At 70.8% G+C, this 22,315-nt stretch carries 28 protein-coding genes; 7 read left to right on the top strand and 21 right to left on the bottom strand.

Annotated elements, in window-relative coordinates; genetic code table 11:
• Nucleotides 1-66: 66 nt before the first annotated feature.
• From JOY88_RS02740 to JOY88_RS02705, 8 genes are all read right to left on the bottom strand, one after another.
• Nucleotides 67-795: an ArsR/SmtB family transcription factor gene (locus tag JOY88_RS02740; protein ID WP_293500188.1), complete on the bottom strand. Its 729-nt coding sequence runs from the start codon at nt 793-795 to the stop codon at nt 67-69.
• The gene (locus JOY88_RS02735; RefSeq protein ID WP_293500186.1) at nt 792-1,115 is read right to left on the bottom strand and encodes an antibiotic biosynthesis monooxygenase family protein; all 324 of its coding nucleotides are present in this window, start codon (nt 1,113-1,115) and stop codon (nt 792-794) included. Before JOY88_RS02735 ends, JOY88_RS02740 begins: the two co-directional genes overlap by 4 nt.
• Complete coding sequence (locus JOY88_RS02730; RefSeq protein WP_293500184.1) at nt 1,112-1,423, bottom strand: NIPSNAP family protein; 312 nt, start codon at nt 1,421-1,423, stop codon at nt 1,112-1,114. Before JOY88_RS02730 ends, JOY88_RS02735 begins: the two co-directional genes overlap by 4 nt.
• Nucleotides 1,424-1,504: 81 nt before the next feature.
• Nucleotides 1,505-2,401, bottom strand: a complete 897-nt coding sequence (locus JOY88_RS02725) for an AraC family transcriptional regulator (RefSeq protein ID WP_293500182.1) — start codon at nt 2,399-2,401, stop codon at nt 1,505-1,507.
• A gap of 4 nt (nt 2,402-2,405) precedes the next feature.
• Complete coding sequence (gene bla / locus JOY88_RS02720; protein ID WP_293500180.1) at nt 2,406-3,260, bottom strand: class A beta-lactamase; 855 nt, start codon at nt 3,258-3,260, stop codon at nt 2,406-2,408.
• Between the two features lie 15 nt (nt 3,261-3,275).
• Complete coding sequence (locus tag JOY88_RS02715) at nt 3,276-4,709, bottom strand: cytochrome P450 (RefSeq protein WP_293500178.1); 1,434 nt, start codon at nt 4,707-4,709, stop codon at nt 3,276-3,278.
• Between the two features lie 88 nt (nt 4,710-4,797).
• Complete coding sequence (locus JOY88_RS23170; RefSeq protein WP_524539179.1) at nt 4,798-5,133, bottom strand: hypothetical protein; 336 nt, start codon at nt 5,131-5,133, stop codon at nt 4,798-4,800.
• A gap of 65 nt (nt 5,134-5,198) precedes the next feature.
• Nucleotides 5,199-6,650, bottom strand: coding sequence for an FAD-binding oxidoreductase (locus JOY88_RS02705; protein ID WP_293500177.1), 1,452 nt, complete (start codon nt 6,648-6,650; stop codon nt 5,199-5,201).
• 91 nt (nt 6,651-6,741) lie between these two features.
• Between JOY88_RS02705 and JOY88_RS02700 the strand changes: the two genes are divergently transcribed.
• From JOY88_RS02700 to JOY88_RS02690, 3 genes are read left to right on the top strand one after another with little or no spacing between them, the layout of a single operon-like run.
• Nucleotides 6,742-6,975, top strand: coding sequence for a hypothetical protein (locus JOY88_RS02700; protein WP_293500176.1), 234 nt, complete (start codon nt 6,742-6,744; stop codon nt 6,973-6,975).
• A gap of 42 nt (nt 6,976-7,017) precedes the next feature.
• Nucleotides 7,018-7,602, top strand: a complete 585-nt coding sequence (locus JOY88_RS02695; RefSeq protein ID WP_293500175.1) for a cob(I)yrinic acid a,c-diamide adenosyltransferase — start codon at nt 7,018-7,020, stop codon at nt 7,600-7,602.
• A 14-nt stretch (nt 7,603-7,616) separates the two neighbouring features.
• Nucleotides 7,617-8,033 carry a GFA family protein gene (locus tag JOY88_RS02690; protein ID WP_293500174.1) on the top strand — a complete coding sequence of 139 codons (417 nt, stop codon included), beginning with the start codon at nt 7,617-7,619 and terminating at the stop codon, nt 8,031-8,033.
• On the opposite strand, the gene JOY88_RS02685 is transcribed toward JOY88_RS02690, so the two are convergent.
• The 4 genes from JOY88_RS02685 to JOY88_RS02670 all read right to left on the bottom strand — a co-directional run bounded on the left by JOY88_RS02685 (nt 8,030) and on the right by JOY88_RS02670 (nt 10,168).
• On the bottom strand, nt 8,030-8,329 hold the full coding sequence (locus JOY88_RS02685; RefSeq protein WP_293500173.1) for a hypothetical protein: 300 nt from the start codon (nt 8,327-8,329) through the stop codon (nt 8,030-8,032). The genes JOY88_RS02690 and JOY88_RS02685 overlap by 4 nt on opposite strands.
• Before the next feature lie 73 nt (nt 8,330-8,402).
• The gene (locus JOY88_RS02680; RefSeq protein ID WP_293500171.1) at nt 8,403-8,789 is read right to left on the bottom strand and encodes a phage holin family protein; all 387 of its coding nucleotides are present in this window, start codon (nt 8,787-8,789) and stop codon (nt 8,403-8,405) included.
• Between the two features lie 7 nt (nt 8,790-8,796).
• Nucleotides 8,797-9,105: an ElaB/YgaM/YqjD family protein gene (locus JOY88_RS02675; RefSeq protein ID WP_293500169.1), complete on the bottom strand. Its 309-nt coding sequence runs from the start codon at nt 9,103-9,105 to the stop codon at nt 8,797-8,799.
• A gap of 94 nt (nt 9,106-9,199) precedes the next feature.
• Nucleotides 9,200-10,168, bottom strand: coding sequence for a helix-turn-helix transcriptional regulator (locus tag JOY88_RS02670; protein WP_293500167.1), 969 nt, complete (start codon nt 10,166-10,168; stop codon nt 9,200-9,202).
• A 123-nt stretch (nt 10,169-10,291) separates the two neighbouring features.
• Here JOY88_RS02670 and JOY88_RS02665 point away from each other — a divergent pair, with 123 nt between their 5' ends.
• Nucleotides 10,292-11,344, top strand: a complete 1,053-nt coding sequence (locus JOY88_RS02665) for a hypothetical protein (protein ID WP_293500165.1) — start codon at nt 10,292-10,294, stop codon at nt 11,342-11,344.
• Between the two features lie 62 nt (nt 11,345-11,406).
• Here the strand turns inward: JOY88_RS02665 and JOY88_RS02660 are convergent, their stop codons facing one another.
• Genes JOY88_RS02660 through JOY88_RS02650 form a run of 3 tightly spaced genes read right to left on the bottom strand, consistent with a single transcriptional unit; the run spans nt 11,407 to nt 12,979 of the window.
• On the bottom strand, nt 11,407-11,925 hold the full coding sequence (locus tag JOY88_RS02660) for a GNAT family N-acetyltransferase (protein ID WP_293500163.1): 519 nt from the start codon (nt 11,923-11,925) through the stop codon (nt 11,407-11,409).
• Nucleotides 11,926-11,969: 44 nt separating this feature from the next.
• Nucleotides 11,970-12,662, bottom strand: coding sequence for a 3'-5' exonuclease (locus JOY88_RS02655; protein ID WP_293500161.1), 693 nt, complete (start codon nt 12,660-12,662; stop codon nt 11,970-11,972).
• Between the two features lie 5 nt (nt 12,663-12,667).
• Complete coding sequence (locus JOY88_RS02650; protein ID WP_293500159.1) at nt 12,668-12,979, bottom strand: nucleotide pyrophosphohydrolase; 312 nt, start codon at nt 12,977-12,979, stop codon at nt 12,668-12,670.
• A 414-nt stretch (nt 12,980-13,393) separates the two neighbouring features.
• Between JOY88_RS02650 and JOY88_RS02645 the strand changes: the two genes are divergently transcribed.
• Both JOY88_RS02645 and JOY88_RS02640 read left to right on the top strand, forming a co-directional pair.
• On the top strand, nt 13,394-14,560 hold the full coding sequence (locus JOY88_RS02645) for an SGNH/GDSL hydrolase family protein (protein ID WP_293500157.1): 1,167 nt from the start codon (nt 13,394-13,396) through the stop codon (nt 14,558-14,560).
• 30 nt (nt 14,561-14,590) lie between these two features.
• Nucleotides 14,591-15,268 (top strand): OmpW/AlkL family protein, encoded by a 678-nt coding sequence (locus JOY88_RS02640; protein ID WP_293500155.1) that lies wholly within the window; start codon nt 14,591-14,593, stop codon nt 15,266-15,268.
• 61 nt (nt 15,269-15,329) lie between these two features.
• Here the strand turns inward: JOY88_RS02640 and queE are convergent, their stop codons facing one another.
• Nucleotides 15,330-15,959: a 7-carboxy-7-deazaguanine synthase gene (queE, locus tag JOY88_RS02635; RefSeq protein ID WP_293500153.1), complete on the bottom strand. Its 630-nt coding sequence runs from the start codon at nt 15,957-15,959 to the stop codon at nt 15,330-15,332.
• A complete protein-coding gene (locus tag JOY88_RS02630; RefSeq protein WP_293500151.1) occupies nt 15,956-17,050 on the bottom strand; it encodes a 6-carboxytetrahydropterin synthase in 1,095 nt (364 codons plus the stop codon). Before JOY88_RS02630 ends, queE begins: the two co-directional genes overlap by 4 nt.
• 72 nt (nt 17,051-17,122) lie before the next feature.
• Here JOY88_RS02630 and JOY88_RS02625 point away from each other — a divergent pair, with 72 nt between their 5' ends.
• Complete coding sequence (locus JOY88_RS02625) at nt 17,123-18,478, top strand: MFS transporter (RefSeq protein WP_293500150.1); 1,356 nt, start codon at nt 17,123-17,125, stop codon at nt 18,476-18,478.
• 99 nt (nt 18,479-18,577) lie between these two features.
• Here the strand turns inward: JOY88_RS02625 and JOY88_RS02620 are convergent, their stop codons facing one another.
• The 4 genes from JOY88_RS02620 to JOY88_RS02605 form a co-directional block, all read right to left on the bottom strand.
• Nucleotides 18,578-18,898: a hypothetical protein gene (locus JOY88_RS02620; RefSeq protein WP_293500149.1), complete on the bottom strand. Its 321-nt coding sequence runs from the start codon at nt 18,896-18,898 to the stop codon at nt 18,578-18,580.
• Nucleotides 18,895-19,617: a response regulator gene (locus tag JOY88_RS02615; protein ID WP_293500147.1), complete on the bottom strand. Its 723-nt coding sequence runs from the start codon at nt 19,615-19,617 to the stop codon at nt 18,895-18,897. The genes JOY88_RS02620 and JOY88_RS02615 overlap by 4 nt, the downstream gene beginning before the upstream one ends.
• Nucleotides 19,618-19,718: 101 nt before the next feature.
• Entirely contained in the window at nt 19,719-20,876 is a 1,158-nt protein-coding gene (locus JOY88_RS02610; protein ID WP_293500145.1) for a sensor histidine kinase, read from the bottom strand.
• A complete protein-coding gene (locus tag JOY88_RS02605; RefSeq protein ID WP_293500144.1) occupies nt 20,866-22,179 on the bottom strand; it encodes a sigma-54-dependent transcriptional regulator in 1,314 nt (437 codons plus the stop codon). Before JOY88_RS02605 ends, JOY88_RS02610 begins: the two co-directional genes overlap by 11 nt.
• Nucleotides 22,180-22,315 lie beyond the last annotated feature (136 nt).

The raw sequence follows: 22,315 nt of genomic DNA, 5'->3' as shown, positions 1-22,315 counted from the left end.
GCAGCCTGGGCGGGCCGGCACCAAGGCCAACCCGTAAAGTCAGGCTCCCGACAAGGTTCGCGCGATCTACGGCCTCCTGGCACCGGAAAGCGCCGCCACCGGCAAGGGGCCCATCAGCCGCTCCACCAGCGCCGGCCGGCCCGGTGGCGTCAGGCGCAATTCCCGCGATTGCTCGACGCGCCGCAACCAGCCCTGCGCCAGCATCGCCTCCAGCCAGGCCACCGCCAGCGGCCCGGCGAAATGGTCGCGGCGTTCGGACCAGTCCACGCAGTCATAGAGCATCCGCCCCGTCGCCGCGAAGCCGGCCGGCATCAGCTCGGCCAAGGCTTCGTGGCCGGCTGCGCTGAGCTCGTAGCGCCCATCCGCCGCCGCCCTCACCCAGCCCTTGGCCAGCAGCGCCTCGCGCCAGAGCACGCCGAGTTCGCCGGCCAGGTGGCCGTAGCAGCTGCGCGCATGCCGCAGGCCGCGCATCTCGGGCTTCTGCCAGCGACGCAGGTCGGCCGCAGGGGCTGTGTCGCGCCCGTCCGCCAACCGCAGCAGCGCCTCCAGCGCATGCGCCACGTCGCCGTCGGCCAGGCCGAAGTAGCGATGCCGCCCCTGCGGCCGCACGCGTGCCAGCCCTTCTTCCACCAGTAGCTTCAAATGGGCCGACATGGTTGCCGCACCAACGCCCGCATGCGTGGCCAGCTCGCCGGCCGTGTGCAGGCGGCCATCCAGCAGCCTGACGAGAACCCGGGCCCGCGTCGGGTCGGCCATCGCCGCCGCGACGCGGGCCAGGCGCGGCTCTGCATTCATTGCGGCACCTGCTCCCGGTCGTGCAGACCGTAGTCGCGCACGACATGGGCCACACGCAGCCGGTAGTTCGCAAACAGCCCGCTGCGGCCGGCAGCCTGGGCCTCGCGGTGGCGTTCCATCTCGCGCCAGCCGCGCACGGCGTCCTCGTCGCGCCAGAAGGACAGCGACAGCAGCTTGTCCGGGTCGTGCAGGCTCTGGAAGCGCTCAACCGAGATGAAGCCATCCCTCTGCTCCAGCAGCGGCTTCAGCGCCGCGGCGTGGTCGAGATAGGCCTGGCGGCCATCGCCCGTGGGCTGGACTTCGAAGATGACGGCGATCATGGCTGCACATCCTCACAGAAAGTCCGCTCCTCGCGCAGGATGAAGCGTCGCTCCCTGGCGAACTCGAAATTCACTCGCGCCTCGGCATCGGCCTTCAGCCGCACGCGGTAGGCCTCGTAGTCTGCCAGCGAGTCGAAGCCGACCAGGCCCCAGGCTTCGTGGTTCGTGCCTTCCCAGGGCAGCCAGTAGCCCAGCAGCCGGCCGCCCAGGCGCGGAATGATGCGGACCCAGGCCTGGGCGTAGTCGCGGAACGCCTCGCGCTGGAAGGGGTCCAGCTCGTAGCGGATGAAGCAGGTGATGGCAGGCATGGCAGCTCCAGGGATGGTCGAGGCGCCACTGTGCGCCGCCGCAGGCCGCGGACGCTTAGGTGCGCGGCGAAGCGTCGCGGCTCACAGGGGCGCGACCGGGATGCACAGCTCGCAGTCAAACACGCCGGTCTGGACGTCGAAGCGCGCCTGCGGCCCGTAATGCTCGAAGCAGGGCCGTGCATCCAGCTGCAGGCCGCTGGACGGCAGCCAGCGGCCCATCATGGCCGACCAGGCCGCGCCAATGTCGGCGGCCGTGCCCTCGAAATCCAGCGCCGCATAGCGGCCGCCAGGCAGTTCGGTGACGAGGGCCCCGCCGTTGGGCAGCCAGCCCGCCGGAACGGCCACGCCGCAGTCGTAGCGGCATTGCTCGGGCGGCACCAGGCTGGGGTCGTCATGGGAGATGCCAAAGCGCGCGACGGCGCCCAGGCTCTGCGTCAGCAGCCAGGGGTTGAAGGTCTCGGCCCAGAAGCGACCCAGGGCCGGGCCATAGGCGCCCTGGTAGCGCAGATAGGCCATGCGCACGGGAAGGCGGTCGATCAGGCGGACGTTCACGGGATCTCCTTCGTCGGAATGGGGGGAGAAGCCATGCTCGCCCGTACGCCAGGCGCCGGCCTGATCCAGATTGCGGTCGGCCTGATCGAGCTTGCGCCACTGCGTCGGCGAGCAGCCGAAGCGCAGCTTGAAGGCCCGCGAGAAGGCCTCGGCCGAGCCGTAGCCCACGCCGAGGGCAATGCTCAGCACCGTCGAATCGGGCTGGCCGCGCAGGCGTTGCGCGCCGCGCTCCAGACGGCGGCGCGCCAGGTAGTCACCCAGTGTCTCTCCCATCCACGCGAGGAAGAGCCGGTGGAAGTGATAGGGCGAGAAATGGGCGATGGCGGCGATGGCCTCCAGCTCCAGCGGCGCGTCCAGATGCCGGTCGATGTGGGCCTGCACGCGGTGCATGCGCGCCTCGTACTGGCGGCGGCTGGCGCCCGACATCGGATCAGGCCCAGGCCTTGACCAGCAGCCGCATCGCGTCGGCCAAAACGGCGCCGAGCTCGTCCGTCGACGCCCCGGAATCCGACTGCAGCGCCACGACGACCCAGGGCGGCCGCCCGTCCGGCGGGAACACCAGCGCCACGTCGTTGACCGCGCCTCGCCCGCCGGTGCCGGTCTTGTCGATGACGCGCCAACCGGTGTCCGGCACACCGGCGCGCAGCCGCCCGAGGCCCGTCCGCGAGGCCTGCAGGTCGGCCCACAGCCGCGCCTGGCCGGAGCGCGCGAGGCCGGGGCCGAGCAGCAGATGCCGCAATGTCGTCGCAAACGCGCGGGGCGTGCTGGTGTCGCGCGGGTCGCCGGGCGCGTTCTCGTTGAGCTCGGTTTCCCAGCGGTCCAGGCGCGTGACCGCGTCACCCTGACGGCGCAGCCACGCCGTCAGGCCGGCCGGGTCGCCGCAGCAGTGGCGCAGCAGCACGTTGGCGCTGGGGTTGTCGCTCTCGACGATGATGCCCTGCACCAGTTCGGCAAGCGTCGCGTGGCCGCGCGGCAGCAGGCGGTCGAAGGCCGGCGCATGCGGCACGCGCTCGCGCTCCTGCAGCGCAATCTCGTCGCTCCAGCCCCAGCGCCCGCCCTCCACCCCCTGGGCCACGCACGCAGCCAGCAGGATCTTGAAGGTCGACGCCATGGCGAAACGCTCGTCGGCGCGATGGACCAGCGTGCGGCCACCGCCGGTGTCGAGGGCGAACAGGCCCAGCCTGCCCCGCACACGGCGCTCCAGCGCGGCGAAGTCGGGGGTGGGGACGGCGAATGAAGCCTGCGGCGCGAGGGCCAGGCCAGCCAGAAGGGTGCGGCGTTGCATGCGCCGCATTCTGGTTCAGGCGCGCGGCCGCAGCCGCATCGTCAGGCCTACCGGTCCCATCGCCAGCTGCAGCAGTTCGCGCGGCGCCCGGCCGTCGGGCGTATCGACCGCGGCGATGTCGAAATGGCGCAGCAGCAGCGCGCAGGCCAGCTTGATCTCCATCAGCGCCAGGTAGCGCCCCGGGCAGATGCGCGGCCCGGCACCGAAGGGCATGGACAGGCGCTTGGCCGCGCCCACCTGCCTGGCGTCGAGCAGCCAGCGCTCGGGCTCGAAGGCGGCGGCGTTGGGCAGGTGGCGCTCGCTGGTGGCGTCGCGCCGCATGACGGCCATGACGACGACGCCGGCGGGCACCCACACGTCGCCGACGCGCGTGTCGTGCACGGCCTGCATGGTGTTGATCGGCGCGACGGGGCGCAGCCGCATGGTCTCGTGAGCGCAGGCCTCCACGTAGTCCAGGTCGCCCAGCTGCTCCAGGCTGGGCAGGGCCGCGTCACCGCAGACGCCGTCCACCTCGGCCCGCGCCCGCGCCAGTGCCTCGGGGTGCTGCCACAGCAGCCAGATCATCCAGGCCAGCGTGTTGGCCGTCGTGTCTTCGCCAGCCAGCAGCAGGGTCAGCACATTGCCGGCCACCTGCTCGTCGTCGATGCCGCTGCCGGGCTCGTCCGCGGCCACCAGCATGGCCTCCAGCAGATTGCCGGGCTCCACGCGCAGCGCCGGATCGGCTGCCATGCGCGCCCGGGCCTGGGCGATGAAGCCCTGCACGGCGGCGTTCACCTCGGCCACGCTGCGCGCCAGCGCGCGGTCCTCGGCCGATGGCCACCAGCGCCAGATCGGCAGCGGCGCGAAGATGCGCTTGAAGAGCATCGGGAAGATGCGGTTCAGGTGCCGCTGGATGATGTCCTCGTCGGACTGCAGCGTGTTGACGTCCTCGCCGAAGGCCAGGCCGGCGACGGCATCCACCGTGAAGCGCATCAGGTCGGCCTGCAGCGCGATGGGCTGGCCGGCGCACGCGGCACCATGCCAGCGATCGACGAGGCGCCCGGCCACGCGCAACAGGAAGGGGTAGTAACGCTTCACGTGCACCGGGTCGAAACCGGCCATGACCATGCGGCGCTGGCGCTTCCAGACCTCGCCGTTGGCGCCGAACAGGCCGGCGTCCAAGCCCATCTCGCGGCCGATGTCTTCCAGCCTCTGCGTGCGCCTGAAGCCGTCGGGCCGGTCGCGCAGCGCGGTGCTGATCAGGTCATGGTCACCGACGACCACCAGGCGCCGCCGACCCAGCCTGAGCTTGAAGATGGGCCCGAACTCCTCGCACCAGGCCTCCACCTGCTGGTGTACCCGCGTCGAGTCGATCTGCAGCAGGTTGCCGAACACCGGCACGCCGCGCGGGCCGGGCAGGTCGTCGAACTGGCGCAGCGCGCCGGCGGGTGGGGCGGCGGTGGTGCTCATCGAACCAGTTTAGAAGCCGGTTCAACAAGCCGCACCGTTCGGCTTGGGGATGGGGCGCGCCTGCGCCCCCGGCGGCCCGTGGCCGCGGCTATTCGCGCAGCTTCAACCGCGTGCCGGCGAAGACGTCGCCCGGGTCGTCAGGGCTGCGCCTGCAGCCGAAGTACAGCCGCGTGCCGCCGGTGGACAGCGACGCCCGCGTCTCCGAGCCCGGCGTGTTGATCGCCGGGTTGTCAAGCCGGCGCGGCGCCGCCATGTCGAGACGCTGGCGCCGCAGCAGCTGGGCTGGCTGGCCGGGCTGCGTGACCCGCTGGTCGACCGGGCGCTGGCGCTGCTGCACGGCCAGCCCGCCCGCGCGTGGACGGTGGAGTCGCTGGCGCGCGAAGCCGGCAGCTCGCGCTCGGTGCTGGCGGAGCGCTTCACGCACTACCTGGGCCTGGCGCCAATGCGCTACCTGGCGCGCTGGCGCATGGCCGTGGCGGCCGACGTGGGCTACGAGTCGGAGACGGCCTTCAAGCGCGAGTACGGGCTGGCGCCGCAGCGGAAGACCTTGCCGGGGTTGAGGATGCCCAGCGGGTCCAGCGCCTGCTTGACGGCCCGCATGGCGGCCACCGCCTCCGCGCCCGTCTCGTCGAGCAGGAAACGCTGCTTGTGCAGGCCTATGCCGTGCTCGCCGGTGCAGGTGCCCTCCAGCGCGATCGCACGCGCCACCATCTGCGCGCTCAGCCGCTCGGCCGTCGCCAATTCCTCGGGCCGGGCCGGGTCCAGAAGATAGGCCATGTGGAAGTTGCCGTCGCCCACATGGCCCACGATGAAGTAGGGCAAGCCGGCGGCCTCGACCTCGGCGACGCTGGCCTGGATGTTCTCGGCCAGCCGCGAGATGGGCACACAGGTGTCCGTCGTCACCGCGCGGCAGCCGGGGCGCATCTGAAGGCCCGACAGGTAGGCGTGATGCCGAGCCGTCCACAGCCGCGTACGGGCCTCGGGCGTCGTGGCCCATTCGAAGGCATCGCCGCCATGGTCGGCCGCGACCTCCTGCACCGTGGCCGCCTGCTCGGCCACACCGGCCGCGCTGCCATGGAACTCCATCAGCAGCATGGGGGCCTCCTTCAGCCCCAGCCCGTCGTGCGCGTTGACGGCCTTGATCGCATTGACATCCAGCAGCTCGCAGCGGGCGATGGGCACGCCGATCTGTATGACCTGCATGGCCGTACGCACCGCCGCATCGATGCCGGGAAAGAAGCAGACCGCGGCCGACACGGCCTCGGGCAGCGGATGCACCTTGACGGTCAGCTCGGTGATGACGCCCAGCGTGCCCTCACTGCCGACGATGAGGCTCTTCAGGTCATAGCCCGCGCTGCTCTTCTTCGCGCGCGAACCGCAGCGCAGCACCTCGCCCGCGGCCGACACGAAGCGCAGGCCCAGCACGTTCTCGCGCATCGTGCCGTAGCGCACCGCATTCGTGCCACTGGCACGCGTCGCGGCCATGCCGCCCAGGCTTGCATCGGCGCCGGGGTCGATGGGGAAGAACAGGCCCTCATGCTTGAGCGCCTCGTTCAGCGCCTTGCGCGTCACGCCCGGCTGCACCGTGACCGTCAAGTCCTCGGCGTCCACACGCAGGATGCAATCCATGCGCGACAGGTCCAGGCTGATGCCGCCCTGCACGGCCAGCAGATGGCCCTCCAGCGACGAGCCGGCGCCATAGGGGATGACCGGCACGCGGTGGGCCGCGCACAGCGCGACGACGCGTGCGACCTCGGCCTCGCTCGCGGCGAAGACGACGGCCTGCGGCGGCGGCACGTCGAAGACGGATTCGTCGCGGCCATGCTGCTCGCGCACGGCCAGCGCCGTCGAACAGCGCGCGCCGAACTCGGCCTGCAGCGCCGCCAGCAGGGCCGGCGGCAGTGGCGCGGGGCCGGCATCAACGGGGGTGGGCGCGTTCATCGGCGACTCTCCTGATCCACATCAGCCAATTGTGTTGCAGCGCGTCGCCGACAGTGCCAGCATGGGCAGGTCCACACCGGGGGCGACCACCATGAACCTGACCTGGCTGCTGCTGATCCTGGCCATCGCGCTGATCGTGCTCGGGGCCCTGCGCTTCGACGTGCTGGTGGCGCGCTGGCGAGAGCTGACGGACCGTCCGCCTGGCATGGGCGAGGCGCCGCCGCCCGGCCCCACCGCCGAGCGCCCGCCCGGCAACCCCGGCCTGCACCCACATGCCGCGCCGCCGCAAAAGCCCGACTTCCACCGCAGCGGCCGCCGGCATTGACGGCGTGACGAGAATGGCGGTTTTGCATCCGCCAGGACCACCATGGGCAACCGACTCTCCCAGATCGCCACCCGCACCGGCGACGACGGCACCACCGGCCTCAGCGACGGCAGCCGTGTCCCCAAGGACCACCTGCGCGTACAGGCCATGGGCGATGTCGACGAACTGAACTCCAACCTCGGCCTGCTGCTGGCCGAGCCGCTGCCCGACGACGTGCGCGAACTGCTCGTCACCATCCAGCACGAGCTCTTCAACCTCGGCGGCGAGCTCTCCTGGCCCGGCGGTGCGCTGCTGAAGGCCGCCGCCGTCCTGCGCCTGGACGAGGCACTGGCGCATTACAACGAACACCTGCCGCGGCTCAAGGAATTCATCCTGCCGGCCGGCACGCGCAGCGCGGCCATCGCCCATGTCTGCCGCACCATCGCCCGCCGCGCCGAACGCGCCGTCATCACGCTGGCCGCAAGCGAAGCGATCAACGCCGCGCCGCGCCAGTACCTGAACCGCCTGTCCGACCTGCTCTTCGTGCTGGCCCGCGTGCTCAACCGCGCCAATCTCGACGGCCTGGGCGGTGACGATGTCTACTGGCAGAGCGAGCGCATGAAGCGGCTGGACGCGGCCGAGAACTGAACCGAGGAGCCCTCTTGAAAATCACCGGCCAATGCCATTGCGGCAACATCCGTTTCACGGCAACGGCGGACCCGACCAAGGTCATGGTCTGCCATTGCAGCGACTGCCAGGTCCTCTCCGGCGCCCCCTTCCGGGCCGTGCTGCCCGTTCCGGTCGAGCAGGTCGAGATGCAGGGAACGCCCAAGCAGTACGTGAAGGTGGCAGCCAGCGGCAACCGCCGAGCCCAGGCCTTCTGCGGCGACTGCGGAACGCAGCTGTTCGCTTCGGAGGCCGACATGCCCAGGACGCTGAACATCCGCCTGGGCTGCGTGAACGAGCGCGCCCAGCTCAAGCCCGGGGTCCAGGTCTGGCGCGACTCCGCCATGCCCTGGCTGCACGAGCTGGACGGCACGCCGGCCCATACGCGGGGCCGGGACAGCCCCCGGGTCTAGCCCTTGCGCCAGACGCGCCACGCCAGCCAGGCCCAGCGCAGGCCGCGCCAGAGGCGCCCCCGGTATCTTTTTCCGGCGCCGGCAAACAGGGTCGCCGCGCCGCCGGCCACGGCGAGCAAGAGGGGGTTGGACAGCAGATTGCGCCAGGCCAGCAGCCGCAGCGCCCAGCCGTCGGCGCGACCGCCGAGATCGTCCACCGCCAGCGCGGCCTGGCCACGCAGCACTTCGGACGCGAGCAGCAGGTCAGCCTTGCGTTCGGCCCGCCGGGCCGGGTCGGCAGGAATGCGGGGAATCACCGCCTCACCCTTCGCATGACGTGCTGTCCCGCCCGGCGGGGATGCACCGGCCCGAGGCGGCCCGATGTGGCGCTCATGGCCCCGGCCGGCGCCGCAACGCGTCGGCGTCCGCTCGCAGTTCGCCGATGCTGGACTGGAACAGGCTGGCCGGCTGGGCGATCAAGGCCTTGACCTTGAGCACCGCGAAGATGGCCGCGGCGATCAGCACGAGGGTGCCACCGCCCAGAGCCAGCATGCGATGGCTGTCCCACAGGGCCACGATGACGAGCAGCAGCAGCAGCAGCAGGCCGAAACCCGCCAGCAGCGCGGCCAGCACGGCCCACAGCAGCAGGGCGGCGATGCGCTCCTTTTCCTCCTGGGCCTCGATAGCGAACAGCTCGAGCCGGATGCGGCCCAGCGTCAGCAGCGAGGCCCCGAGCCGCCGCAGCGGCTCGGAGACGGGTTCCTTGTCGTCGCTCAAGCGAGGCTCAACGGCGGCCAATCAGCACGCCCAGCGCCAGACCCACCGCTGCCGCGACACCGATGGCCTGCCAGGGCTTGGCATGCACATAGTCGTCGGTAGCGGTGGCGGCATCCTTGGCGCGCTGGACGGCTTCGTGCTGTGCATCCAGCAACTTCTCCTTGGCACCGGAGAGCCGGTCCTGGATGCGGGCGCGCAAGGCCTTGACCTCGCCGTCCGCCTTGTTCGTGGTGGCCGTCATCAGCGCATCGATGTCTTCCATCACGGCACGGAAATCGGCGGCCAATTTTTCCTTCGCCTGGGTTGCGTCACTCATCGCGGGCTCCTCGGTCGGGGGGATCAAACAGGGGCCAAGCCTAGCGCGATTGAACGCCACCGGCATGACGCTTCGCAAACGAAGGCCGTTTTTCCTACAAGGCTGCAACGGCTTGCCGCAACCGCTGCGCATGAGCCTCGCGCAAGGCCTCTGGCGCCACCACCTCCACCTGGCCGGCGTGGCGCAGCAGGTCCATCAGCAGCTCCGTATCGTCCACATAGGGCAGGCGCAGCCGCCAGCGGCCGTCCGGCAGGAACTCGCTCTGCTGGGCCGGATGCCATTCCTCGCGCGACACCCAGGCCGCCGCCGCGGCGCTGAACAGCAGCTCGGCCTCGCGCGGCGTGCCGCCGGCGAAGATGCCGTAGCCCTGATCCAGCTCGGCCTCCAGTTCAGCCAGCGGCACGGCCCTGGCCTCGGTGTCCAGCAACGTCGCGCCCTCGATGCCGTCCAGCGCGAAACGGCGGTAGGCGTCGCTGGCATGACACCAGGCGTCAAGGTACCAGGCATGGCGGTGATGCACCAGGCGCTGCGGCGATACCTCCCGCTCGCTGCACGCGCCGTCGCGCTTCTTGCGGTAGCGGATGGCGAGCCGGCGGCGTTTGACGACGGCGCTGCCCACGGTCTCGAAGCTGTCGCTGGCCATGCGCCGCCGCGCCGTGCCGATGAGCTTCACGCGGCGCCGCAACTCGTCGGCCTCGGCCGCGTCCACACCCAGCATGCCGGTGATCTTGTCGAACATGGGCTGCAGATGGCGGCCCACGACGCCCTGCTCGTCCAGCCCGGCCAGCATCTGCTGCATGGTCAGCAGCGCATGCAGCTCAGCCTCGTTGAACCAGACGCCCGGCAACTCATGCTTGCCGCCGCGCCACTGCTGGCCGAAGCGGTAGCCGTTGTCGGCAGCGTCGTACTCGATGGGCGCGTCCAGCCGCTCGCGCAGATAGGCCAGGTCGCGCTTGAGCGTCGCGGGCGACACCTCCAGCGCCGCCATCAGATCGGCGAAGGACACGCAGCCGCGCGAGCGGATCAGGTGCTCGATCTTGTAGAAGCGCTCGGTACGGTCCATGAGGTCCGGCTCCTGAAAATATTCACAGTGGTTTCCCGGTGGATCATCTCATGAGCCAGCTGGCTCACAGACTGCTTTCCAAGGCCCGCGACCTGTCGGCGAGCCTCAGTCCAAGGAGCCCTCATGCAAGCCGCCCTCAACACCACCCAAGTCGCCCGCCCCGCCCTGGTCCAGTTCGACCTGGGACTGAACGACACCCCTGCCGCCTCGCGTGAGGCCAGCGCCCACGAGCGCATCGGCCTGGCCCTGGGCCGTGACTATGCGCTGCACGGCCTCACACCGCCCATCGCGCACCTCTACCCGCAATCGCCGCTGCAGCGCGGCTGGCTGGCCGCCCGCGGCCGCCCGGTGCGCACGCCGGTCAGCCCGCAGGTCGAGTTGTGGCTGGCCCTGCGCACCCATGCCTGGACGCGCGGCCGCAGCTTCGAGGACATCCAGCTCACGCCCCACCACCTGGCCCAGCTCGACACCCCGCATTGCCCCATCACCCGCGAGCCGCTGGCCGAGGATAACCGCAGCATCGACCGCGTCCGCGACGACGCCGGCTATGCGGCCGGCAACCTGGCCGTCATGAGCCGCCGCGCCAACCGGGCCAAGGGCAGCCACGGCCACCAGGCCCTGGCCGACATGGCCGCCTGTTGCGCGGCCGGCACCGTCACGCGCATCGCGGGCCTGACCGAGGCCGACTGGGAACGCCTGTCGGTGCTGAGCAGCTTCGTCACGCCGCTGAACCATGCCGACGCCGCGCGTATCCCGCTGCGCGTGCTACCGCCCAACCGGCTGCGCCTGTTCAACCCCATCCAGGCCCTGCAGGCCTTCGTGACCCGCCAGCTCGCCACGCCGGGCTGGAGCGCCCGCCTGAGCCGACTGGAAGCGCTGCTGCCGACAGATCAGCTCCGCACCGACTTCAACCGCTTCCTGCTCGCCCTCGCCCCGCGCGTGCTGGCCGCGGCGGAGCTGCGGGAGCCGCACCAGATCCGTTGGGCGCTGGAGGACGCCTGGGCCCAGTTGCTGGTGAACAAGCGCTGGACGCGTTTCGCGCTGCAGCTGACGCCCGAGCAGGCCGAGGCACTGGTCGAACGTGCAGCGGCCAAGAGGCTCAGTCCGGTGCATGTGCAGCGCCATGACGATGCCACCGATGGCTGGGCGCTGGCCACCGGCGGCTACGCGACCTGAGGGCGATCCCTCAGAAATGGCAAAAGCGCCCCATGGGGCGCTTTTGCCCTTGTGCGCGGCCTTCAGACCAGCGAGCGATGCAGGCGGATCTCCTCGACGCGGGCGCCTCCCACTTCCGTCGTGCGGGCGCTGCCCAGCTCGCGCTTGAAGCCGGCCAGCTCGAAGAAGCGCAGCGCGCGCTCGTTGCGCAGATAGCACCACAGCGTGGCCTTGGTGCAACCCTCTTCCTGCAGGCCGTCACGCGTGGCATCCCACAGCGCCAGGCCCACGCCCTTGTCCCAATGTTCGGGGCTGGCGAACAGCGCCCAGACCTCGCCGGTGGTGGCCGGCGTGCCCTTGTCGCGGGAACGGTCGAAGCCGGCGAAGCCCATGATCTTGTTGTCCAGGTGGGCGACGATGACCTGCGGCTCGCACAGGTCGATGGCCTCGCGCCAGAAGGCCTGGCGCTTCTGCACCGACATCGCATCCAGCGCGGCCGCGGGCAGCAGGGCCTTGTAGGCATCCTGGCTGGCGGCGACATGGATCTCGGCGATGGCCTTGGCATCGCGCAGGGTGGCGGGGCGAACCTGGATCACGGACATGGAACTCTTGAGCAATGGCACGGGGACGAAAGGGCGAGATTGTCCTAGCCCATCGCCTCCGACGAGGCCCTTGACAGAAATTTTTCCTGCACCCCAGTGACGCGGCCCTGTGCCTTCAGATGGTCGACCAAGCCACGCCGCAGCCCGCGCAAGGGCATGCGCTGCAGCTGTGCCAGCAGGGCATGGTCCACGGGCGCGTCGCCCAGGTCGAGCGCGAAGCGCCGACCCACCTCCGCCTGAACTTTCAGTAACAACTCCGCCGTCACGCGGGCATCGGCCAGCGCGCGGTGGGCGCGGCCCGTGAAGCGCAGGTCGTGGAACTGCGTCATCGCGCCCAGCCCATGACTCTTGGCCTCGGGCCAGAGGCGGCGCGACAGCAGCACCGTGCAGGCGAACTCATGCGCGGGGTCCGGCGCGATGCCGGCGCGCGCCATCTCGGCCTGCCAGAAGCCCCGGTCGAAAGACGCGTTGTGCGCGACGAGCGGGCAGCCCTGTGTGAAGCGGGCCAGCTCGCGCATGACGCTGGTCGACTCCGGCGCGTCCGCCAGCATCTCGTTCGTGATGCCAGTCAAGGCCTGGATGTAGGGCGGCACCCAGCTGCCGCTGTTCATCAGGCTGGCCCAGGAATCGATGACGACGCCGTCGCGCACCAGCACGGCCGCGATCTCGGTTGCACGCCCGCCGCTGGTGGGTCCCAGGCCGGTGGTCTCGAAGTCGACAACAGCGATGGTTTCCATCGTCTTCAAGACCTGGGCGGGTGCTTGATGGCGTTCATCGCCAGCTTGCGCTCGACGGCGGCTTCCAGGTCCACGCCGGCATGGTCGGCGATCTGCACCAGGTAGAGCAGCACGTCGGACAGCTCCTCGCCGAGGTGGCGACGCTGTTCGTCGTCGAGGGCCCGCGACTGCTCGGGCGTCAGCCACTGAAAGATCTCCAGCAGCTCGGCGGCTTCCACCGTCATGGCCATCGCGAGGTTCTTGGGGGTCTGGTAGGGCTGCCAGTCGCGGTCGGTGGCGAACTGGCGCAGGCGATGCTGCAGCGCGGAAATATCCATGTTGGAAGTGTCCAACGTATTCCAAACGGTATTCAAGATTTCAAAGTGGTGGTCGTAGTAGAGGTCGCTCCGCGCTGTGGACAAGCTAGGAAAGTCCTTGCGTGGCAAGCATTTGGCTGCGGCACAAGGCTGTGCGCCGCAACCGGGACGACGCGGTGCGCAATTGGGAACAACTTTGCGCAAGGCCTGGGGCCTGTGGATATCTATGAAGTTGTCCCAGCGCCATCCACAGACTTGCCAAGGCCCCGGACTCCGCCTCAACCGGGGGTCAGCACAGACCTTCCCCAAGCCTTCAGTCTTGTTTCTTTACGTGAATCGATGGGATAAACAAACGAGCGCCGGGAGAAGCCACAGCTAGAGTTGCCCTCCCGGAATTTCATGCGGCCGTGTCGCGCTGTCGCCCAGGAGACAACGATGAAACCCTTCCTCACCCGGATTGCCGTCGCATCGGCGGCGCTGTTGGGCAGCCTGCTCGTGGCGGGTTGCGGCGGTGGTGCCTCAGCCGACACGACGCCGGCGATCAAGATCTCGTCCGTCAAGGTGTTCGGTGACTCGCTGCAGGACAGCGGCACCTTCGGCTACAAGTTCACCGTCCAAAGCCCCGACAACCTGATCTACGCGGAGCGCATCGCGGCCAACTACGGCCAGACGCTGTGCAACTTCTTCGTCTTCACCGGCACGACCTTCGCGGCCAACACGGCCAAGACGGGCTGCACCAACTTCGCCATCGGCGGTGGCCGCATCACCTACACCGGTGCCGGCGGCGCGGCCAACCCGCTGAACGTCGGCACCCAGATGGCCACCTATGCGTCGGCCGCCGGCTACACGGCCAGCGACCTGGTCATCATCGACGGCGGCGGCAATGACGCGGCCGACCTCGTCGGCGCCTACCTGGCCATTCCCAAGGACGGCGCCCAGTCCTATTCGGCCCTGCTCGGCACGCTGCTGACGCCCGCGCAGATCGGCGCTGCGCTGCAGGGCGGCGCGGCGACGGTGGCCCAGATCGGCGGCACCTACATGACGGCCCTGGCCGACAAGTTCGCCGCCCAGATCAAGGCCAGCGTGCTCGACAAGGGCGCCACCCACGTCATCGTCATGAACGTGCCCGACGTGACCATCACGCCGCGCTTCCAGATGGTGCTGGACTCCATTGCCCAGGCCAGCGGCGGTGGCAGCGCCGGCGCGACGGCCCGCGCGCAGTCACAGGCCTTGTTCCAGGGCTGGATGACGGCCTTCAATACCGAGCTGGCCGCCAAGTTCGCCGGCAACGACAGCGTCATCGTCGTCGACTTCTACAAGGGCATCCAGGACGAGGTGGCCTCGCCGGCCCAGTTCGGCCTCAGCAACGTGAAGACGCCCGCCTGCCCGATCACGGGCCTGGGCAGCGACGGCCTGCCCGTCTACGACTTCCCCTCGTGCACGGCCGCCGCCCTGTCCGCCGCGCCGCCCGCCGGCGTCAGCGGCGGCGCCAATTGGTGGAAGAGCTATGCCTTCTCCGACAGCTTCCACCCCACGCCCTACGGCCACCAGCTGACCCAGCAGCTGATCGCAAAGTCCCTGGCCACCAAGGGTTGGCTCTAAGCCTCGGCCCCACCCATTCGGAGACAACCCATGAAAACCAAGCTTCTCCCCGGTGCGGTTGCTGCAGTGGCCGCCCTCGTCGCCAGCTGCGGCGCGTTGGCGCAGTCGGCCGGCAGCATCGTCGTCTATGGCGGCGCCGTGCAGATCAACCCCAAGGTCGACAGCGGTGACCTGACCGCGCCCAGCCTGCCCGGCACCAAGGTTGACGTGAAGAAGGCCAGCCAGGTCGCCGGCGGCATCACCTATTACTGGACCGACAACATCAGCATCGACCTGCCCCTGTCGCTGCCGTTCAAGCACGACGTCGTCGGTGCTGGCGCCATCGACGGCGTGGGCAAGCTCGGCACTGTCAAAGCGCTGCCGATCACGCTGCTGGCCCAGTACCGCTTCGGCGAAGCCAACAGCATGTTCCGCCCCTTCGTCGGTGCGGGCCTCACCTATGGCTACTTCTTCAAGCCGCGCGCCACGGCCGCGCTGTCGGGCATCACCGGCGGCACGCCCAGCAACCCGACGACGCTGTCCATGAAGAGCCGCATGGGCACGACGCTGGAACTGGGCGGCGCCGTCAACGTCACCAGGGACTGGTCCGCCAGCCTGTCGGTCACCAAGACCTTCATCAAGACGACGGGCAGCCTGTCCACTGGCCAGACCATAGAGACGACGCTGGATCCGGTGTCCATCAAGTTCGGCATCGGCTACCGGTTCTGACGCGGGGCCGCACCAACGAAAAAGGGAGCATGGCTCCCTTTTTCGTGCGCGGCCGCCGGCGTCAGGCGATGCCCACCACCTTGTGCATCTGCACCGACAGCCGCCACTGCGGATGCGCCATGCAGTAGTCCACCGCTGCCTGGGTGTGCTCGCGCCTGAGCACCGAATCCATCGGCTGCAGGAAGAAGTTCTGGAAGTCCAGGTGCGCAAACCGCTCCGGCCGGGCCAGTGGCTGCGGGTAGACCAGCTTCAACTCATGGCCGGAGGTCAGCACAAGCGGCGCATCGGCCTTGGGGCTGACGCAGATCCAGTCCAGCCCCGGCGGCGCGGGCTGGGTGCCGTTGGTCTCGACGGCGACCTCGAAGCCGCGTGCGTGCAAGGCGTCGATCAGCGGGGTATCCAGTTGCAGCAGGGGTTCGCCGCCGGTGCAGACGACATAGGGCCGGCCCCCGCCGGGCCAGGCCTTGGCGATGGTGTCCGCCAGCGCCTCGGCCGTTGCGAACTTGCCGCCGCCCACGCCATCGGTGCCGACGAAGTCCGTGTCGCAGAAGGTGCAGACCGCCGTTGCGCGGTCCTGCTCGCGGCCGGTCCAGAGATTGCAGCCGGCGAAGCGGCAGAACACTGCCGCGCGGCCCGCCTGGGCGCCCTCGCCCTGCAGCGTGTAGAACAGCTCTTTGACGGAATAAGTCATACCGGGATCAGTTCTTCCGAGTTGGCCCGGCTGACGATGGCGCCCGAGCCGCGCGTCTCGTAGAGGTCCACGCGGTCGATCTGCGGCAGCACGCTGCCGCCCTCGTGCAGCACCCAGGCGGCCAGGCTGGCCGCGTCGCCGTCCGGCAAGTTGGCGATCTCGAACAGCGGGTGGTGGTCCAGCCGCTTGAAGATGGGGTTGAACAAGGCCTTCACGTCGCCGAAATCCACCGTCCAGCCCATGACCTGGTCCAGCGGCGCGGCCAGGTGCAGCCGCAGCGTGAAGGTGTGGCCGTGGATGCCGGCCAGCGGATGGCCGGCTGGCGCGTGCTGCATGCGGACGGCGCTGTCCAGCGTCATCTCCTTCCAGATGCGGTAGCTCTGGCCGTTGAAGTTGGCGCCGCTGGAACCGGTCTCGTAGACGGTCACCCAGCTCAGCTCCGGCAGTGCCGGCTTGAGCCTGTGCCACAGCCAGGCCGAGATGTTCTCGCTGGTCGGGTTGGCAAGGCCGTCGATGTCGTTCAGGCAGCGGTAGTTCAGCTCGAAGTGCAGCGGTGCCCAGACTTCGTCGAGGTGGTCGTAGTCAATGGCCAGGTCGCGCTCGCCGAGGTCGGCGTTGGCATGCAGGATGACCTCGAAGCCATGCCCGTGCATGCGGCCGCATTGGTGACCGGCGGGCACGTGGGGCAACTGGTGGGCGGCCTGGAAGCGGTAGCGCCGCCAGACATGGGCATGGCCGGCGCCGTCCAGGTCCACGCCGCTGTGCGTGGTGCTCTGCACGCCCACCTGAACGATGCCGGGCACGTCCAGCCGCGAACGAACCCAGCGCGCCAGGTTCTCGTCCGTGGGCTCGGCCAGGTGATTGTTCAGCAGCTCATGGTCCAGCGGCGCGACGGTGTCGGCCATGCGCGCGCGCAGCGCCTCCACTTCGCCGCCGGGGAAGGCCGCCCAACCGGCCGGCAGCGCCGTGCGCACGGTGGCGAAATAGCTGTGGCCGTGCAGGCCATGGCTGCGGTGCGTGGCGGGCAAGGCGGGAATGCGGCAGGCCGACTCGAAGCCGGCCGAGGCACAGTGCAACACGGAAACTGACATGCCCCGATTGTCGCGCGCCCCTCTCCCGGCCTGCTTGACTTGAAGTTGGCTTCAGCTTTTAGGCTTCGCTCCATGAATCTTTCCGATCCCGTTACCCCTGCCACCGCCGCCGACAGGCTCTTCGCCCCCGGCCGCCGCGCCGCCTGCCTGGGCGCCGTGGCGCTGATCTCCATGCTGGCCTTCGAGTCCATCGCCGTCGCCACGGCGATGCCGGCCGTGGCGGAGGCCTTGCACGGCCTGCGCTACTACGCGCTGGCCTTCGGCGCCACGCTGGCGACCTCGGTGCTGGGCATGACGGCCGCCGGCCAGCTCTGCGACAAGCGCGGGCCCTACCGCGCGGCGCTGGCCGGGCTGGTGGCCTTCCTCGCCGGCCTGCTGCTGGCCGGCTTCGCGTCATCCATGCCCATGCTGGTGATCGGCCGCGCGCTGCAAGGCCTGGGCAGCGGCGTGCTGGGCGTGACGCTGTACGTCGGCGTCGGCCGGGTTGTGCCGCCGCAACTGCATCCCAAGCTGTTCGCGATGTTCGCGGGCGCCTGGGTCGTGCCCGGCCTCGTCGGCCCGGCGCTGGCGTCCTTCCTCGTGCAGTTCCTCGGCTGGCGCTCGGTCTTCCTGGCCGTGGCTGCCGCCGTGCCGGTGGCCGCGGCCATGATGCTGCCGGCCCTCAGGCACGTGGGCACCGGCAGCGGCGCAGCGCTGCACTGGGGAGCGATGCGCTGGGCGCTGCTGGCCAGCGGCGGCGCGCTGATGCTGCATGCGGCCAGCCAGCAGAGCGGCAGTGGCGCGGCCCTGCTGTTCGTGGCGGGTCTCGCGGCCGCCGGCATCGCCGCCCGGCTGCTGTTGCCCGCGGGCACGCTGAGCGCGGCGCGCGGCCTGCCCACGGTCATCCTGCTGCGCGGCCTCATCGCGGCGACGTTTGCCAGCGCCGAGGCCTTCCTCCCGCTGCTGCTGACCCAGCATTTCGGCTGGAGCCTCACGCAGGCCGGCATGGCGCTCAGCGCCGGCGCCGTGACCTGGAGCATGGGCAGCGCGCTGCAGGCGCGCACGCAGCGGCCCGAGTCGAGGCGTCTGCTGCTGCCGGGCGGCTTCGCGCTGACGGCGCTGGGCCTGGTCATCGTCATCGCGCCGCTGCTGTTCGCGCTGCCTTCGGGCCTGGTGTTTGCCGGCTGGAGTACGGTAGGCCTTGGCATAGGCCTGTCCTTCCCCATGCTGTCGGTGCTGCTGCTGCAGCTCTCGCCGCCCGACAGCCAGGGCCGCAACACCTCGTCGCTGCAGCTCAGCGACGCATTGACCAGCAGCGCCGCACTGGCGCTGGCGGGCCTGCTGTTCGACCCGGCCACGCGCCAGGTCCTGCCCGTGCTGCTGATGGCGCTGACGCTGGTGAGCGCGGCCGCGCTGATCAGCCCCCGGGCCCAGGCCGCCGCGGGCTGACGACGCGCTCAGCCCTCCCCCGTGATCTGCGGGACGGGCGTCGCCGGCGCGAGCCGGTCGGCGGCGGCCAGGCCGGGCGAGATCCAGCTGAAGAGGCGCTCAGTGCGCGCCCAGCAGTGGCGCCACGATGGCGACGCCGCTCAGCAGCACGGAGATCAGCGCGAAGCGGCGCACCAGGGCCGCGTTCTCGCCCAGGCTGCCCGGCCTGAGGCGTGCCTGCACGACCATGCCGACCAGGAAGGCCGGCAGCGTGGCGAGCGCTGCGCCGTGCCACAGGCACTCGAACCAATGCGGGTAGCGCGGGTACAGCAGGCCTGCGACGGCTCCCGCGGCCTGGCCGGCGCAGACGACCAGGGTCAGCGCGCGGATGGACTGCAGTTCGGCCCAGCCCGGCTCTGCGCCGTGGGGCGACTCGTTCACGCGCTGGCCGGCGGGCGCGGGTCACCGACGCGGCGCCCGCGCCGGCCGGCGGCCATGCGCAGATGCACCAGGGATTCCACGCGCTTGAGCAGCTCGCGGTCGTTCCAGGGCTTCTTGAAGATGCCGTAGACGCCCTCGATCTGGCCCACGCGGCCATGCAGCTCGTCGTGGCCGGTGATGGCGATGACGGGCAGGTCCTCGGTCGCGAGGCTGCCCTGCACGTCGGCGATCAGTTCGAACCCGTCCTTGTTGGGCATCTCCAGGTCCGTGATCAGCACGGCGATCTCCGGCTTGTCTTCCAACTGGTTCAGGGCCTCGTTGCCGTCATTGACCTGCACGACGACGAAGCCTGCGCCCTCCAGCAGCCGCCTGAGCTTGGTGCGCACGACGGCCGAGTCGTCGGCCACCAGCACCGTGGGCGGGCCTTCGGGCACGACGGGCTCAGGGGCCGGCGGCTGCATGGGCGTCGGTGCCGTGACGAAAGGGCTGGCCATGGACGGACCGGCATTGGGCGACACGGGCAGCGGCGGCAGCACGACCGGCGCCGTCGCCCGCGGCATGCCGCCGGGCGGGCGCGGCGGCTGCGTGTACTCGCGCGGCGCCCGGTAGTCGTCACGCTTGAAGGCGGCGATGAGCACGATGATGGCCAGCGGTATCGCGATCAGCACCGGCATCAGATAGGCGCCCAGCAACTCCTGCAACTCGTGAAACATCTCCATCCCCGGGGTGTGACAGCAGGCAGCCTAACACCCGCCACATGGCCGCACCACCGAGGAAAGCCGCCATATCCGCACGATTCGCCGGCTTCGTTGCGCGTGCATCAGAAGGTCAGCACGAAGCAGGCGCCGCCACCGGGCCGCTTGGCGTGGCGCACCGTGCCGCCCAGGCCGTGCACCAGCTGGCGCACGACGGCCAGGCCCACGCCGCTGCCGCCCGCGCGCGTCGTGAAGAAGGGCGTGAAGATGCGCCCCTCCAGCCCCGGCGCGATGCCTGGGCCGTTGTCGGCCACCGTGAGCCGCAGCCGCGCGCCGCGGCTCAGCGTGGCCTCGATGAGCAGCCGTGGCGCCGGCCGCTCGGCGCTGGCCTGCAGCGCGTTCTGCGCCAGGTTGATCAGCACCTGCTCCAGCTGCGCGGCGTCCGTGCGCAGGGCCAGGCTGGCGGGCTCGACGGCGATGTCCACGCGGCCGCTCGCGGCCTCCCAGGCCGGTGCGACGAGGCGCTGCACGGCCTGCAGCAGTGGCAGCAGCGGCGTGTCGGCCAGCGTTGGCGCCGGTGGCTGGCTGACGCTGCGATAGCGCTCGACGAAGCCCTGCAGATGCGCCGCCCGCCGCGCCAGCGCCGCCAGGGCCGCTTGCAGCTCCTCGTGCTCGCCGGCCTCCAGCAGCGCCGGCGCGCTGGCGGCCAGCGACGCGATGGGCGTCAGCGAATTCATGATCTCGTGGGTCAGCACCTGAACCAGCTGGCGCCAGGCGGCCAGGGCCTCGGTCTCCAGCTCGGACTCGATGGGCGCCAGTGCCGCCAGCCGCCAGGCCTGCCCCTGCACGGTCAGCGCCGACACGGCCAGCACGGCGCGCTCCTGGCCATGCTCCGTGGGCAGCGTGACGACACGCCTGCCCGGCTCGGCGTCCAGCAGCGCCAGCAGCGACGCGGGTTCGACGGCGCGGCCGGGCGCGACGAGGCGGCGCGCGGCGGCATTCAATGCCAGCGGTTGCGTGCCGGACGTCAGGCGCCAAAGCGCCAGCGGTGCATGCTCGAGCGCGGCGTCCAGGTCGGGCCGCGGGGCCGGTGGCGGCTCGGGCGGTGGCGCGGGCGGGTGGGCGAGGCGGCCCAGCGCGGCCCAGCCCAGTGCGGCGGCGACCAGGCCCGCCAGCGCGCACGCCACCGCCCCGCGCGGCGAGTCCAGCGTCGCGACGACGCCGGCCGAACCGGCCGCCAGCACCAGGGCCGCGAGGGCCGCGCGCGCCTTGTCAGAGACCATGCTTGTCCAGCCGCCGGTACAGCGCCGCGCGACTGACGCCCAGCAGCTTGGCCGCCTGGCTGATGTTGCCGTCGGCCTGCGCGAGCGCCGCCTGCACGGCTTCGCGCTCGCGCTGGGCGAGGTCCAGCCCTGGCTCGACCAATGCCGGCGCGACGACGTCCGTCAGGCCGAAGTCCGAGAAGCTGAACACCGGCCCGCGCGCCAGCAGCGTCGCGCGCTCGCAGGCCTGGCGCAGCTCGCGCACATTGCCCGGCCACCGATAGGCGCACAGTCGCAGCAAGGCTTCGGTTTCAATGTCGCGCGCCGGCCTGCCTTGCGCAAAGTGGGCGAGGTAGTGGCGCAGCAGCAGCGTCACGTCGCCGGCGCCGCGCTCGCGCAGCGCCGGCACGCGCAGCACCACGGTGTTGAGGCGGTACAGCAGGTCGGGCCGGAAGCGTCGGGTGTCGAACAGCTCGGCCTCGGGCACGTTGGTGGCGGCCAGCACGCGCACGTCCACGCCAACCGGCTTGTCGCTGCCCAGCGGCGTCACCTCGCGCCGCTCCAGCGCGGCCAGCAGCTTGGCCTGGCTGGCCAGCGGCAGGTTGGCGATCTCGTCGAGGAACAGCGTGCCGCCCGCCGCCGCGACGAAGCGCCCGGGCCGCGATTCGCGCGCGTCCGTGAAGCTGCCGCGGCGGTGGCCGAACAGCTCGCTCTCCACCAGCGCCTCGGGCAGCGCGCCCATGTCCACGGCCAGCAGCGGGCCCTCGGCGCGCCGGGATGCGCGGTGCAGCGCGCGTGCCACCAGCTCCTTGCCGACGCCGTTCTCGCCGAGGATGAGCACGCTGGCGTCGCTGACCGCCACCTGGGCAATCTGCGCGTGCAGCGACTGCATCGAAGCCGAGGTACCCAGCAGCTCGCCCGCCGCCGTTGAAGCTTGAGGGGGTGCGCGCCGTGCCAGCGCCGCCTGCACGCAGGCCACCAGGCGTTCGTTGGTCCAGGGCTTGGTGATGAAGTCCACCGCGCCGGCCTTGAGCGCCTGCACGGCCAGCTCGACTTCCGCGTAGGCCGTCATGACGATCACGGCCGGTGCCGTCAACTTGCCTTGGCGCGCGACGACCTCGCGCAAGAGTGCCAGGCCCGCCTCGCCGTCGCTGGCGCCGGGCGTGAAGTTCATGTCCAGCAGCAGCACGTCCGGCTGGATCTCGTCCAGGGCCGCCGTCAGTTCGGCGGGCGAGTGCCGCATGGCCACGGGCGCGAGCCTGCGCAGCGCCAGCCGCGCTGCCAGTGCCACGTCGGGGTCGTCGTCAAGGATCAGGATGGTCATGGGCGGGCGCGACTCTAAGCGGGCCGCCCGCGACGCGGCAAGGCGGTGTCCGGAACCGGACAGTCCAGGTGTCCGCAAGCGGACAGTGCTGGGGCGGTGCCGTCGTGTTCTCCCTGGGCAGGACCGCTGGCCCGGC

This window comes from Roseateles sp. (assembly GCF_019237615.1).
Taxonomy (GTDB): Bacteria; Pseudomonadota; Gammaproteobacteria; order Burkholderiales; family Burkholderiaceae_C; genus Pelomonas.
This window is presented reverse-complemented; position numbering and strand designations above follow the sequence as displayed.

Bases quoted from the DNA above. Each gene is read 5' to 3' on its own strand.
- JOY88_RS02730 (WP_293500184.1), bottom strand. From the start codon at position 1,423: ATGCCTGCCATCACCTGCTTCATCCGCTACGAGCTGGACCCCTTCCAG.
- JOY88_RS02640 (WP_293500155.1), top strand. From the start codon at position 14,591: ATGAAAACCAAGCTTCTCCCCGGTGCGGTTGCTGCAGTGGCCGCCCTC.
- JOY88_RS02645 (WP_293500157.1), top strand. From the start codon at position 13,394: ATGAAACCCTTCCTCACCCGGATTGCCGTCGCATCGGCGGCGCTGTTG.
- queE (WP_293500153.1), bottom strand. From the start codon at position 15,959: ATGACTTATTCCGTCAAAGAGCTGTTCTACACGCTGCAGGGCGAGGGC.
- JOY88_RS02705 (WP_293500177.1), bottom strand. From the start codon at position 6,650: ATGAACGCGCCCACCCCCGTTGATGCCGGCCCCGCGCCACTGCCGCCG.
- JOY88_RS02615 (WP_293500147.1), bottom strand. From the start codon at position 19,617: ATGGAGATGTTTCACGAGTTGCAGGAGTTGCTGGGCGCCTATCTGATG.
- JOY88_RS02670 (WP_293500167.1), bottom strand. From the start codon at position 10,168: ATGGACCGTACCGAGCGCTTCTACAAGATCGAGCACCTGATCCGCTCG.
- JOY88_RS02695 (WP_293500175.1), top strand. From the start codon at position 7,018: ATGGGCAACCGACTCTCCCAGATCGCCACCCGCACCGGCGACGACGGC.
- JOY88_RS02650 (WP_293500159.1), bottom strand. From the start codon at position 12,979: ATGGATATTTCCGCGCTGCAGCATCGCCTGCGCCAGTTCGCCACCGAC.
- JOY88_RS02675 (WP_293500169.1), bottom strand. From the start codon at position 9,105: ATGAGTGACGCAACCCAGGCGAAGGAAAAATTGGCCGCCGATTTCCGT.
- JOY88_RS02665 (WP_293500165.1), top strand. From the start codon at position 10,292: ATGCAAGCCGCCCTCAACACCACCCAAGTCGCCCGCCCCGCCCTGGTC.
- JOY88_RS02660 (WP_293500163.1), bottom strand. From the start codon at position 11,925: ATGTCCGTGATCCAGGTTCGCCCCGCCACCCTGCGCGATGCCAAGGCC.
- JOY88_RS02725 (WP_293500182.1), bottom strand. From the start codon at position 2,401: ATGTCGGGCGCCAGCCGCCGCCAGTACGAGGCGCGCATGCACCGCGTG.
- JOY88_RS02605 (WP_293500144.1), bottom strand. From the start codon at position 22,179: ATGACCATCCTGATCCTTGACGACGACCCCGACGTGGCACTGGCAGCG.
- JOY88_RS02610 (WP_293500145.1), bottom strand. From the start codon at position 20,876: ATGGTCTCTGACAAGGCGCGCGCGGCCCTCGCGGCCCTGGTGCTGGCG.
- JOY88_RS02630 (WP_293500151.1), bottom strand. From the start codon at position 17,050: ATGTCAGTTTCCGTGTTGCACTGTGCCTCGGCCGGCTTCGAGTCGGCC.
- JOY88_RS02625 (WP_293500150.1), top strand. From the start codon at position 17,123: ATGAATCTTTCCGATCCCGTTACCCCTGCCACCGCCGCCGACAGGCTC.
- JOY88_RS02655 (WP_293500161.1), bottom strand. From the start codon at position 12,662: ATGGAAACCATCGCTGTTGTCGACTTCGAGACCACCGGCCTGGGACCC.
- JOY88_RS02700 (WP_293500176.1), top strand. From the start codon at position 6,742: ATGAACCTGACCTGGCTGCTGCTGATCCTGGCCATCGCGCTGATCGTG.
- JOY88_RS02740 (WP_293500188.1), bottom strand. From the start codon at position 795: ATGAATGCAGAGCCGCGCCTGGCCCGCGTCGCGGCGGCGATGGCCGAC.
- JOY88_RS02735 (WP_293500186.1), bottom strand. From the start codon at position 1,115: ATGATCGCCGTCATCTTCGAAGTCCAGCCCACGGGCGATGGCCGCCAG.
- JOY88_RS02715 (WP_293500178.1), bottom strand. From the start codon at position 4,709: ATGAGCACCACCGCCGCCCCACCCGCCGGCGCGCTGCGCCAGTTCGAC.
- bla (WP_293500180.1), bottom strand. From the start codon at position 3,260: ATGCAACGCCGCACCCTTCTGGCTGGCCTGGCCCTCGCGCCGCAGGCT.